Annotated in this window: 14 protein-coding genes; all 14 read left to right on the forward strand. The window is 57.7% G+C overall.

Going from position 1 to position 12,681, the window contains the following annotated elements:
• Positions 1 to 79 precede the first annotated feature (79 nt).
• The 14 genes from OGM67_13155 to OGM67_13220 all read left to right on the forward strand — a co-directional run bounded on the left by OGM67_13155 (position 80) and on the right by OGM67_13220 (position 12,677).
• Positions 80 to 388 (forward strand): hypothetical protein, encoded by a 309-nt coding sequence (locus OGM67_13155; GenBank protein UYJ34489.1) that lies wholly within the window; start codon positions 80 to 82, stop codon positions 386 to 388.
• A gap of 248 nt (positions 389 to 636) precedes the next feature.
• Entirely contained in the window at positions 637 to 1,752 is a 1,116-nt protein-coding gene (locus OGM67_13160; protein UYJ34490.1) for a DegT/DnrJ/EryC1/StrS family aminotransferase, read from the forward strand.
• Positions 1,753 to 1,755: 3 nt separating this feature from the next.
• On the forward strand, positions 1,756 to 2,643 hold the full coding sequence (locus OGM67_13165) for a glycosyltransferase family 2 protein (GenBank protein UYJ34491.1): 888 nt from the start codon (positions 1,756 to 1,758) through the stop codon (positions 2,641 to 2,643).
• A 66-nt stretch (positions 2,644 to 2,709) separates the two neighbouring features.
• The gene (locus OGM67_13170) at positions 2,710 to 3,654 is read left to right on the forward strand and encodes a glycosyltransferase (protein ID UYJ34492.1); all 945 of its coding nucleotides are present in this window, start codon (positions 2,710 to 2,712) and stop codon (positions 3,652 to 3,654) included.
• 14 nt (positions 3,655 to 3,668) lie between these two features.
• A complete protein-coding gene (locus OGM67_13175) occupies positions 3,669 to 4,073 on the forward strand; it encodes an FdtA/QdtA family cupin domain-containing protein (protein UYJ34493.1) in 405 nt (134 codons plus the stop codon).
• Between the two features lie 38 nt (positions 4,074 to 4,111).
• Complete coding sequence (locus OGM67_13180) at positions 4,112 to 4,543, forward strand: GNAT family N-acetyltransferase (protein UYJ34494.1); 432 nt, start codon at positions 4,112 to 4,114, stop codon at positions 4,541 to 4,543.
• A gap of 10 nt (positions 4,544 to 4,553) precedes the next feature.
• Positions 4,554 to 5,615, forward strand: a complete 1,062-nt coding sequence (locus OGM67_13185; GenBank protein ID UYJ34495.1) for a glycosyltransferase — start codon at positions 4,554 to 4,556, stop codon at positions 5,613 to 5,615.
• A 3-nt stretch (positions 5,616 to 5,618) separates the two neighbouring features.
• The gene (locus tag OGM67_13190; protein ID UYJ34496.1) at positions 5,619 to 6,725 is read left to right on the forward strand and encodes a glycosyl transferase; all 1,107 of its coding nucleotides are present in this window, start codon (positions 5,619 to 5,621) and stop codon (positions 6,723 to 6,725) included.
• Positions 6,726 to 7,700, forward strand: a complete 975-nt coding sequence (locus tag OGM67_13195; GenBank protein UYJ34497.1) for a glycosyltransferase — start codon at positions 6,726 to 6,728, stop codon at positions 7,698 to 7,700. It begins immediately after the preceding gene.
• A 27-nt stretch (positions 7,701 to 7,727) separates the two neighbouring features.
• A complete protein-coding gene (locus OGM67_13200) occupies positions 7,728 to 8,717 on the forward strand; it encodes a glycosyltransferase (GenBank protein ID UYJ34498.1) in 990 nt (329 codons plus the stop codon).
• 14 nt (positions 8,718 to 8,731) lie between these two features.
• A complete protein-coding gene (locus OGM67_13205) occupies positions 8,732 to 9,589 on the forward strand; it encodes an ABC transporter permease (protein UYJ34499.1) in 858 nt (285 codons plus the stop codon).
• A 13-nt stretch (positions 9,590 to 9,602) separates the two neighbouring features.
• Positions 9,603 to 10,883: an ABC transporter ATP-binding protein gene (locus tag OGM67_13210; protein ID UYJ34500.1), complete on the forward strand. Its 1,281-nt coding sequence runs from the start codon at positions 9,603 to 9,605 to the stop codon at positions 10,881 to 10,883.
• Positions 10,876 to 11,706 (forward strand): glycosyl transferase family 6, encoded by an 831-nt coding sequence (locus OGM67_13215; protein ID UYJ34501.1) that lies wholly within the window; start codon positions 10,876 to 10,878, stop codon positions 11,704 to 11,706. Before OGM67_13210 ends, OGM67_13215 begins: the two co-directional genes overlap by 8 nt.
• A gap of 2 nt (positions 11,707 to 11,708) precedes the next feature.
• A complete protein-coding gene (locus OGM67_13220; GenBank protein UYJ34502.1) occupies positions 11,709 to 12,677 on the forward strand; it encodes a hypothetical protein in 969 nt (322 codons plus the stop codon).
• The last annotated feature ends 4 nt before the right edge of the window (positions 12,678 to 12,681 follow it).

A 12,681-nucleotide genomic window follows, 5' to 3' on the forward strand; every position in this document is an offset into this window, starting at 1 on the left:
GCAAGCGCTCTTTTGAACGAATGTCCCTGCATAAACACCCCTGTCCCTGCGCATACTGTTGGCACGGAGGTGTTTAGCTATGAACTATCTTGACTGTGCGCAGTATGACTGCTGCCATAATAAGGCGGGCTGCTGCTGCCTGAACAGCATTCAGGTCCGCCACACCGGCCCCGGGGATGCTGTCTGCAGCAGCTACCGCAACAGCGAGGGATGCGGCAATGTCGCCACCGACAACCCGCCCGCCTCGCCGGAAACCGACATCCACTGTGACGACAAGGGCTGCCGCTATCTGGAGGGACGCTGCTGCTGCGCGGACCATGTGAGCATTGACGAGTGCAGCTGCGGCCCCGAGTGCGCCACCCGCGCCCCGAAGGAAAACAACGAATAAACTAAGGTATTGTCAGGGGCACCGCTTATTTTGGGCGGTGCCCTCTTTTGTGTTGCGAAAGGGTATATTTTGTTGTATAATAAGACGATATAGTAGGTCGTGTACGCCCTTTTGCGGGGTAAGCGCGGCGGTGCGGGTGCCGTGCGGGGCGGATGCCGTATCCGTCTGCATCGCTGCCGCAGGCTGCACGGGTGCATGTGAAATGCGCCCCTACGATAAATTTGCTGTTTAAAATGAGGTGTCACTCTATGTCCGAGATCCCTGTCACGGTGCCGTTTGTCTCTTTCCGCCCGATGGAGCGGGAGCTGGATGCCGAGCTGCGCGGGGCGTTTGCCCGCGTGCTGGACAACAGCTGGTACATCGGCGGCCGCGAGGATGCCGCCTTTGAAAAGGCATTTGCCGCCTACTGCGGCGTCAGGCACTGCATCGGCTGCGGCAACGGACTGGACGCGCTGGTGCTGATCCTCAAGGCGATGGGCATCGGCCCGGGCGATGAGGTCATCGCCCCCTCCAACACCTTTATTGCAACGGTGCTGGCCATCAGCTACGCCGGGGCGACCCCCGTGCTGGTCGAGCCCACGCTTGCAAGCTATAACATCGACCCCGCCCGCATCGAGGCCGCCGTCACGCCGCGCACAAAGGCCATCATGGCGGTGCATCTCTACGGCCAGTGTGCCCCGATGGATGAAATCAACGCTATTGCAAAAAAACATGGTCTCAAGGTCATTGAGGATGCGGCACAGGCCCACGGCGCAGTCTACAAGGGCCGCCGGGCGGGCAGCCTCGGCGATGCCGCCGGGTTCAGCTTCTACCCGGGCAAGAATCTGGGGGCGCTGGGCGATGCAGGCTGCGTGACAACGAATGACGATGCACTGGCCGAGAAGATCCGCGCCTTGGGCAACTACGGCAGCGACTACAAATACCACCATATTTATAAAGGACAGAACTCCCGTCTGGACGAGCTGCAGGCCGCTTTTCTGGCGGCCAAGCTGCCGCATCTCAATGCCATGAACGCCGAGCGCCGCCGCATCGCCGCGCGCTACCTCGCCGGGATACACAACCCCGCCGTGGCGCTGCCCACCGTGCAGCCCGGCTGTGAGCATGTCTGGCATATCTTTGCCGTGCGCTGCAAGACCCGCGATGCGCTGGAAAAGCATCTGGCAGATCGCGGCATCGGCACGAACAAGCACTACCCGACACCGATCCATCTGCAGGGGGCCTACCGGGAGCTGGGCCTTGCGCAGGGCGCACTGCCGCTGGCAGAGGAGATCTCCGCCACCGAGCTGAGCCTGCCGATGTATTACGGCATGACCGAGGCGCAGGTGCAGGCAGTCATTGACGCCGTGAACGAGTATGAGGGGTAAACCATGCCGAAGGTCGGAATCATCATCTCCAATTACAACGGCTGGCAGGACACGCTGGTCTGTCTGGAAAGCCTGCAGCGGCAGACCTTTACCGATTTTGAGATCATCCTGATCGATGACGCCTCGCCCAATGATTCGGTGGCGCAGCTGCAGGACAAACTGCCGCCGAACACGGTGTTTCTGCCGCAGCAGCGGAATGTCGGCTTTGCGGCGGCCAACAACATCGGGATCCGCCGCGCGCTGGCCGATGGCTGTGATTTTGCGCTGCTGCTCAACAATGACACGGCCGCACGGCCGGATTTTCTCGAAAAGCTGCTGGCCGAAACCCCGGCCGGGGCGGTCAGCTGCCCGAAGATGCTGTTTATGGACCCGCCGGACGAGATCTGGTTTGCGGGCGGCGCGCTGGACCCCAAGACCGGCAGGGTGAAGCATTTGGGCGGCCATGAAAAGGACGGCCCGCGCTTTGCGGAGAAAAAGCAGGTCAGCTTTATCACCTTTTGCTGTGTGCTGCTGCCGCGCGCGGTCATTGAACAGGTCGGCTATCTCGATGAAACGCTGTTTATGTACTGCGAGGATGTCGATTACTGCCTGCGGCTGACCCGCGCGGGCGTGCCGCTGTGGTTTTTGCCCGATGCGGTCATCCACCATAAGGCCGGCGGCAGTGCCGGCGGTATGCTGTCGGTGTATTACATCACGCGCAACACACTGTATTTGACCTGCAAGGGCAGAAGCACCGCCTATGCAAGGCTGAAAACGATTCTGCCGCTCCTCACCGGCGCGGCCCGCTACGCGCTGACAAAGGCGCTTGGACGAAAAAAGGGACGCAGCTACGGCGCGTTCAGAGGCGCCGTGGATTTCTGGAACGGGAAGATGGGGCGGATGGAAGGATAAGCAGCGGCAAACCTGACGGGGCATCGCTGCCTTTAGTACATTTGTGAAGCCGAAAGGAGGCCCACTGTGCCGCAACTCACCATCGTCATCCTGCAATACCGCCCGGACGCCGGGGCGCTGCGGCGCACACTGGCGGCACTGGCCATGCAGGACACCCGCGATTTCGCCGTGGTGCTGGGGGATGACGGTTCACCGCAGGATTATTTTGCCGAGAGCCGCGCATATCTTGCAGCCCACGGCATCACCGATGTGCAGACCGTCAAGCTGATGCCGAACGGCGGCACTGTGAAAAACATGCAGAACGCCCTGTGTGCAGTCACCACCCGGTGGGTGCTGACCCTTTCGCCGGGAGATTTCCTCTATGACAGTGAAACGCTGCGCTGGTGGCTCGGCCGCCTGCAGGCAGATGCGCCGCGCGTGGCCTTCGGCCGGCAGGCCTACTTTGCGCCGGGCAGCGACCCGCACCCGGTTCCGGGCGAGACCCCCTTTGACCGTACCCCCTACGACCCGGCGCACTACGATGCAAGGACCGTCCGCCGCAATCTGCTGCTCTATGATGACGGCATCAGCGGCGCGGGCCTTGTGTATGAGCGGGCGCTGCTGCAGACCGCGATGGATACAATGGCCGGGCGCGTCCGCTTGGCGGAGGATTTTTCGCTGCGGATGTTCGCCGTGCAGGGGATACAGATCACCCGCTATGACCGCCTGACCGTCTGGTATGAGTACGGCGGCGGTGTTTCGACCGATGCCCGCGCCCGTGAGCGGATGCTGGGCGAATGGCGCGCCATGCTTGCGCTGCTGCGGGAGAAGTTCCCCCGCGACCTCACGGTGCGGCTGGCCTATGAATACTACTTCAATGACCGCAGGAAATCCCGGCTGGTCCGGGGGCTGGTCGGGCGGCTCATCGTGCCGCAGAGCGCCCCCTTCAAAAAAGCGCAGCGTGCATGGACCCCGCCCACAAACGGCGACATAACCATCCTGCGCGCCATCTGCGCGTTTGCGGAAAAGTGAGAAAGGCGTCCACTATGATTATCCAGACAATCCATATGAAAAGCGTCACGGCGGAAGGACAGGGAACGCTCTCGGTATTTGAGGGCAGCCGCGATGTGCCGTTTGACATCAAGCGCATCTACTATATCCACGGTGCGCCGCAGGGCACCCAGCGCGGCGGCCATGCCCACAAGGCACTGCGGCAGGTGCTGTGGTGCCCCTACGGCAGCATCCTGATCCGGTTGGACGATGGTCACGAAAAGAGCGAAGTCCTGCTCAACGATCCCGCCAAGGGGCTGATCGTCGAGCATAATATGTGGCGGGAGATGATCTGGCAGCAGGAAAACTCTGTGCTTTGTGTTGCCGCGGATTCCTACTACGAGGCAGAGGATTATATCCGGGATTATGATGAGTTTATCCGGTGGGTGGAAGAAGAATGATGCAGCTTCGTTGTTTACAGCCGCAGGATGCCCCCCTCATGCTGGAATGGATGCATGATCCGGACGCGGTGCGGTATATGCGTGCTGATTTTTCAGGCATGACGCTTGCGGATTGTGAGCGCTTTATTGCTGCGGCACAGCAGGATACCCCCAGTCTCCACCGCGCGGTGGCAGATGGGGCGGGTATTTATCAGGGAACGGTAAGCCTGAAAAACCGCGATGCAGACCGTGGGGAGGCTGAGTTTGCCATTGCGGTGCGGCGCTGTGCCATGGGCCATGGTGTGGCCGCATGGGGAATGCAGGCAATTTTGCAGCTCGGCTTTTCGCAGCTGGGGCTGCGCCGTATCTACTGGTGCGTTGCTCCGCAGAATGTGCGGGCCTGCCGTTTTTATGCAAAGCAGGGATATACCCCCCTCAAGCCGGAGCCGGACGAAAACGGTCTGCTCTGGTTTGAGGTGTTGAACGGATAAGGAGTTTGTCATGCAGCAGCCCAAGGTCAGTGTACTGATCTCATTCTACAATTTGGCACCGTATGTGGATCAGACAATGGAAAGCGTCCTTGCCCAGAAAACGGATTTCCCGGTCGAAATCCTCTGCGCGGATGATGGCTCCGAGGACGGGACCGTAGAGCTCCTGCGCGGTTGGGAAAAAAGATACCCCGACCGTGTGCGGGTATTCGTTATGGACCGCATACCGGGCAAAAAATATGAGGGCAATGAGCGCATCCAGCGGATGAACGCAATCCGTGGGCGGCTTTTCTATGAGGCAAAGGGGCAGTATGTCTGCTATCTGGACGGCGATGACTTTTATACCGATGACCGCAAGCTGCAGAAGCAGGCGGATATTCTGGATGCAGACACTGCGCACAGATATGTGGCCTGCGGCCACAACGGCTGCTATTACTGGGAAAGCACCGGCAGGACACAGCCCATCGAAAAGCCTGTCCGGGAGTGTGCGCTGACGGCCAGAGAGTATTGGAGCTTTTTCTATATCCACACCAATGCCATGATGTTCCGCAATGTCGGGCTGCAGGGGATAGATCCTTACACCAGCGGCGTGCAGATCATTGACAATATGCTGACCTATATGTTCCTGCCCTACGGCGGGGTCTACTATCTGCCGGACTGCATGTTCAACTACCGCCAGATCGAGGGCAGCACCTACCACCGCCGCAGCGTCTATCAAAACTATATCTTAAACGCGCTGATGCTTTACCAGCAAAAGGCCATACTGCGCGGGCTTTTCGGCGCGGGACTGGTGCGGACTGTGTACGAGTACACCCAGCTGTTTGAAAACCGCCGCGACCCCAAGCTGACGGAGGAGGCTAAGACCTACCTGCCGAACATTGACCGCTACCGTGCGGGCCGGCTGCGCCGCATTGTGAACTATAACAATGAAAATGCGCTGTCTCGCCTTTGGTGTGAGATCGAGAATCCGTTCTGGTTCTTTGTGACGAAAGTCTGCCGCCATTATATTTGGAAGCCGCATGTTCGCGCATTGCTGGAGGAAGCACGCGCAAAAACCAAAAAAGGGGAGTGCTGAAGCATGGAAGATATGAAGGAACTGACCGCGGAGGAGCAGGCCGACATCCTGCGCCATGAGCTGGAAGCTGTCTACGGCTCGTCATCGTACAGGATCGGCCGCGCCGTGACCTGGCTGCCCCGCAATGCAAAGCGCGGCCTGAAATATCTTTTGCACAACGGCCCGATTATCAGCGCAAAATATATCTATACCTATGCAAAGTATCATAAAATCGCAAACAAAAACTATGCCTACTGGGCCTGCCTGCAGGAAAAAGACTATCCGGCGGCATTGAAGCAATGGTTTTTGGAGAATAACTACACCCACACGCCGCTTGATCTGGAGCATCCCAAGACCTTCAGCGAAAAGACCCAATGGATGAAAATTTACGGAGGGCTAAACAAGCAGCAGGACCTTGTGGATAAGTATGCTGTCCGCGCGTGGGTCAAGGAGAAGATCGGCGAGGAGTACCTCATTCCGCTGCTGGGCGTCTGGGATCGCTTTGACCAGATCGACTTTGACAAGTTGCCCGATAAGTTTATGCTCAAAACGAACCACGGTGCGGGCTGGAACTATCCTGTGCCGGATAAATCGAAGCTGGATAAGGAAGATGCAAAGAAAAAGTTTGATCTATGGACAAAATTGAACTTTACCTACTACCTCGGCGGACTGGAATTGCAGTATGAGCATATCAAGCCCAAAATTTTGGCCGAGCAGTTTATTGAGAATGACGGCGGAGATCTGTACGATTATAAGTTCTGTTGCTTTGATGGCGAGCCGAAAGTCATCATCTACATCATGAATCGTTATGTCGATGCCGATGAGCGGATTGTCTGCTTTGATACGGACTGGAATTTGCTGCCCTTCAACATTTTCACCCCGCTGGAGCAGCCTGATGACATCCCGCGTCCGAAAAATCTGGAAAAGATGGTTGAGATCGCCCGCACTTTGAGCAAGGGATTCCCTTTTGTGCGCGTTGATCTATATGCATTGAATGATGGCTCCATCAAATTCGGAGAGATGACCTTTACGACCTATAGCGGTATTGCGCCGTGGCATCCGGCGGACGCCAACGCCTACATGGGCAGTCTGATTCATCTGCCCGGCGTCGACGATGAAGGAGACAAGTAAATGCCGACTGTCAGCATTGTAGTGCCGGTCTACAAGGCGGAAAAAACGCTGGACGCCTGTGTAGAGAGTATACTCGCCCAGACCTTTTCCGACTTTGAGCTTCTGCTTATTGACGATGCCAGCCCTGACCGCTGCCCGCAGATGTGCGATGCATGGGCAGAAAAAGACCCCCGCATCCATGCGCTGCACCCGGCCAAGACCGGCCCGGGTCCGTCCGGCGCACGCAATGCGGGGCTGGATGCCGCAGCGGCGCCCTGGATCACGATGGTGGACAGCGATGACACGGTTGCGCCGGACCTGCTGGAAACACTTCTGGCAGGTGCAGAGCGCACCGGCGCGGAGCTGGTGCTTTGCAACTGTTGCCCCGTGACAGAGGACGGCGCACGGCACCCGCTGCCGGAAAACGAGCGTTTTACAGAGGAAACGCTGCTCGGGGTGGAAGCCTTCTGGGACGCCTTCGGCACGCCATGGATCAACCAGTTCACCGGCACGGCGCACAGGCTGTACGCCGCCCGGCTGTTTGCGCATGCCCGCTACCCGCTGGGCATGCTGCATGAGGATTACTACCTGCTGCCCGACCTTATCGCGGGCTGCACAAGGATCGCCTGCCTGCCCTATACGGGCTACTATGTCCTGCGCCATGCAGGCAGCATCACGGACGGTGCCAGACACGAGGTGCGTTTGGCGATGACCCGGGGGGATATCCACCGGGCAGAGTATTTTCTGGCGAACGGCTGGTACGACCGCGCCGAGGGGGCGCTGACCGATGCGGCGCTCTTCCTGCACAGCAATAAGCATGCCTATGACCTGACAAAGCCCGGCCACCGGGCAGAGTTTGCCGAAACCAAGCGGGAGCTGTGCCGTGTCTATGATGCACTGGCGGCGCAAAAGGGCGCAGCATCGCTGAAGCTGCGCGCTGCCGCCCTGCACATCGGCCTGCCGGTGTTTGCGGGCTATCTGAAAGCACGGCGGTAAACGCCGACCAACAAAAAGGAGCTTCCCATGCCGACTGTCAGCGTCATTATCCCGGTCTATAAGGTGGAACGCTACCTAGATGCCTGCGTTGAAAGCGTCATCGGCCAGACCTACACTGATCTTGAGATACTGCTGGTCGATGATGGAAGCCCCGATTGCTGCCCGGCGATGTGTGATGCCTGGGCAGAAAAGGACCCACGCATCAGGGTCATACACCGCAAAAACGGCGGTCTTTCCGCTGCGCGCAACACCGGCATTGAGGCGGCAAGCGGCGAATTTCTGATTTTTGCGGACAGCGATGACCGGATGGAACCGGATGCCGTCCGCCGCGCGGTGGAGGCTCAGCGGAAATATGACGCTGACCTCGTGCTGTACAATCTGACCTATGTGGACGAGGAAAACCGTCCGCTCCCGCAGCCGGATTTCAGCGGCTTCCGGGATGAGGTCCTGTGCGAGGACGAGGTCTGGGCGCGCTATTTTGCGCTGGCCGAAACACGGATCTACTATGTGGTCGCATGGAATAAGCTGTACCGACGCAGCCTTTTCCGCACGCTGCGCTATGCGCCCGGCAAGCGGTATGAGGATCAGTTTCTGCTGCCGTATCTGCTCGGGCAGTGCGGGACCATCGTCTGCCTTGCCTATCCGGGCTATCGTTATGTGCAGCGCAAGGGCAGCATCATGGCAGCGGGGTCGAGCCGTAACTATCTGGATCGGCCTGAATTTCTGCTGGAATGGACAGCTTGCTTTGCCCGGCGGGGGGACTGCCTGCGGGCAGAGGGCCTGCTGAACGATGCCATCGACAATCTGGCGGAAAAGCAGCGCTTTGATTTGACCACCCCGGCCCAGCAGGCCCGCTACCGCGCCGCCTGCCGCGGCTGTGCGGATGCCTACCGCCTTCTGGCCCGCACTACAGGGCAGCGCAGCATGTGGCTGCGGGCTGCGTTGCTGCGCATGGGTCTGCCGGTGTACAAGGCCTTTCTGCGGCATAAGGGCAAGGCGGCATCGCCTAAAAACTAAAGGAGCTTTCGCGCATGGAAAAATCACAACTGGAAAATTATCATGTTCACTACGGCCCGGCTCAGGGCTGGAGTCAGGTGGACCTGCATGAGCTGTGGCGCTACAAGGATCTGATCTGGCTGTTTGTCAAGCGCGACTTCAATGTCATGTATAAGCAGACCGTGCTGGGCCCGGCGTGGATTCTGATCAACCCGCTGCTGTCCACGGCTATGTACTGCGTTATGTTCGGCGTAATCGCCCAACTGTCCACGGACGGTGTGCCGCAGATCCTTTTTTATCTGGCCGGCACGGCGCTGTGGGGCTTTTTTGCGGCCTGCATCAACAAGGTGTCGGGTACCTTTACAACGAACTCCAACATCTTCAGCAAGGTGTATTTTCCGCGGCTGGCGATGCCGCTCTCCACGATGCTGTCAGGCTTGATCAACTTTCTTGTGCAGTTTGTCCTGTTTTTTGCCCTGCTGCTTGTCTATCTTGCCAAGGGCGAGGTCAGCCCGCAGTGGGCGCTGATGCCGCTGGCAGTGCCGCTGGTGCTGCAGGTCGGTCTGCTGGGGCTGGGCTGCGGCGTTATCGTGTCGAGCCTGACCACCCGCTACCGCGATCTGATGGTCGTGGTGACCTTCGGCGTGCAGCTCTGGATGTACGGCTCGCCGGTGGTCTATCCGCTGTCGATGATCGAAAACCCGCTGCTGCGCGGCGTCATGATCGCCAACCCCATGACCGCACCGATGGAGACCTTCCGGTATATCTTCTTCGGCAGTGGGCAGGTGACGGGCGTGATGTGGGCGGCATCGCTGGCATGGACGGCGGTGCTGCTGGTGCTGGGTCTGTCGCTTTTCAGCAAGGTCGAAAAGACCTTTGTCGATACCGTATAAGGGGGCGCGTGTGATGAGTGAAAATAAACTGATGATCCGCGTCAAGGATGTCAAAAAGCAGTACCGCCTCGGCCAGATCGGCGGCGGCACGCTGCGCGGCGACCTGCAGAGCTGGTGGGCCCGTAAGCGCGGCAAGGAGGACCCCAACACCCTGATCGGCACCGACCAGCGCCTGATCGGCACGACCTTTATGGCGCTGAACGGCGTCAGCTTTACAGTCAACAAAGGCGAGGCCGTGGGCATCATCGGCTCCAACGGCGCGGGCAAGTCCACGCTGCTCAAGCTGCTGACCCATGTCACTGCGCCCACGGAGGGCGACATTGACCTGTACGGCCGTGTGGCCTCGATGCTGGAGGTCGGCACCGGCTTCCACCCCGAGATGACCGGCCGTGAGAATGTCTATCTGAACGGCGCGATCCTCGGCATGACCCGCGCGGAGATCGACGCCAAAATGGATGAGATCATCGAGTTTTCCGAGGTGCGGGACTTCATCGACACGCCGGTCAAGCGCTATTCCAGCGGTATGTTCGTCAAGCTGGCCTTCAGCGTGGCGGCCCATCTGGACAGCGAGATCATGATCATGGACGAGGTTCTGGCTGTCGGTGATATGAAGTTCCAGAAAAAGTGTCTGACTAAGATGCGCCAGGCCGCCCAGCGCGACGGCAAGACCGTGCTGTATGTCAGCCACAACATGGCCACGATCCGCGACCTGTGTGACCGCTGCATTGTTTTGGACAAGGGCAAGGTCGTCTTTGACGGCGGCGTCGATGAGGGCATTGCACTGTATTTGTCCACTAAGTCGCAGGAAACGGCCTTTATTGATTATTCGAAGGTGAAGCGTGATAACTGGTTCAAGCGCGATAATATCCGACTGCAGAGTGTGGAACTGATAGACACAGATAATGAAGTGTTGGAACGCCGTAAGCCTGTGCAGGTTCGCTACCGCGTCTATGCGAATGAGGCAGCCAGCGATGTAGGGCTGCGTTTGGAGATGCGTGATGAAGTCGGGAATCCGTTGGCGGCTACCTGCGTGTATGGGCTGGATCTGCAGCCGGGGTATACAAGCTTTGTGGCGCGGTACGATTTGACAGTGCTGGCACCCGGCAAATACGGCAGCTATTTTACTGTAATTACACAGGGCGAAGGTGGTGCCCATACGGTGGAGGATTGGGTTCCCGGTATGATGTTCCGTATGGTGGATACCTTGACGGAGGGCGAGACCGAGTGGAATGCTGCTGCATGGGGGCCTATTGAGCTGCCTAATGCAGTGGTATCGGAGGTTTGCCATGACTAAGGTTGCGGTGCTCTATATTGCTACCGGTAAATATACAGTGTTCTGGCCTGAGTTTTATGAGAGTGCTGAGAAATATTTGTTGAAGGACTGCGAGGTACATTACTTTGTCTTTACCGATGCAGATGACCTGACCAGTGCGCAAGAGCCCCGGGTGCATATCTGTCCGCAGGAGGCTTACTCATGGCCGTTTGCGACATTGCGCCGGTTTGAGATATTTCTAAAGCAGGAGCAGGCGCTGAAAGCGTTCGACTATATCTTCTTTTTTAATGCAAATGCGCAGCTCATGCAGCCTGTAACGCAGGAAATGTTCCTGCCGCGGGCTGAAAAAGGGGAAAAGCTGCTGGTCGTACAGCATCCTTCGTTCTATGCCAAGCCTAACTACGAGTTCACATATGACCGTAATCCCCGCAGTACAGCCTGCATTCCGTACGGAATGGGGCGATATTATGTCTGCGGCGGTGTCAATGGCGGTACAGCCGAAGCATTTCTGAAGCTTTGTCATACATTGGATGCACGCATCCGAAAGGATTTGCATAAAAATGTCATTGCCCTGTGGCATGATGAATCTCAAATCAATCGATATATCCTGTTCCGTAAGGATATACGGGTGCTGTCCCCGGCCTTCTGCTATCCGGAGGACTGGAATCATCTGCCGTTCCCCTGCATTGTCCTCATTCGCAGCAAGGCGCGTTATCTGGACATTCCGGCGCTGCGCAAGGATGCGCCGCAGACAAAGCTCTCGCCGGCAGCAGAGAGATGGAACCGCTTTGCTATGCGTGCCGCCCGCTGGACGCAGAACCACATTTTCAAAAAAGGGAAATGACAATGAATGATACAAATTGGCAAAGCCGTGTGACACTGCTGGTCAACAGCTGTGATGCCTATGCAGATTTATGGCAGCCATTTTTCACCTTGCTTACACGCTATTTTGTGCCGCTGCCAGATGAAATTTTGCTGAATACAGAAACAAAGGAATTTCATCTGGACGGTGTAAAGCTCCGCTGTGTACACAGCAATGCCCCCACCTATGGTGAGCGGATGACAGAGGCCTTGAAGCAGGTAAAGACCGAGTACACGCTGCTGCTGCTGGATGATTTTTTTCTGCGTCAGCCGGTGGATATTGGACGGCTGGAGGATATTGTCCGCTGGATGGATGCCGACAGGGATATTGTCTATTTTAACAGCGATGTGACAGAGGCTGTCTGCGATCTGGAAGTGGGGCGCTATCCCGGTTATCGCCGACTGCCTGCGGGCAACCGATATACGCTGAATCTGCAGGCTGCTGTTTGGCGTACAGAAAAATTTTCTGAATATTGGCAGCATAAGGTCAGCCCGTGGGACTGGGAGGAACGCTGTAATGCACTGACGGCAGCCCATCCCCGTGATAAGTTCTACTGTGTACTGAATGAGGAAGCGCGCTTTCTGGATTATGGCTACCGTAAGGGACAGTGGATGGGAATCTGCCATGGAAAATGGGTCGAAGCGGATGTGGTTCCCCTTTTTGCCAAAGAGGGGATTCAGGTGGACTTTGCCAAACGCGGTTTTGTAGACCTGAACAATCGCCCGGCCAGTCTGAATAACGGAGTGGACAGGGCAGAGCGGTATGCCCGCGTGCGGTCTTGCCTTGGCGCACAATACCTTCTTCCCTATTTCGTTTTCTGCCGCCGGTGCAATTTGTACTCGTGGAAGAATCATTGTGCTGTGGATGAGGACTATTTCCACTATCTGCAGCGCAAAGCGGATCTGCAAAACAAAACAGGCAAAAAGCTGCTTTTTGGACCTATGCAGCGATAAAAAC

It is taken from the genome of Oscillospiraceae bacterium (genome assembly GCA_025757985.1).
GTDB lineage: Bacteria > Bacillota > Clostridia > Oscillospirales > Ruminococcaceae > Gemmiger.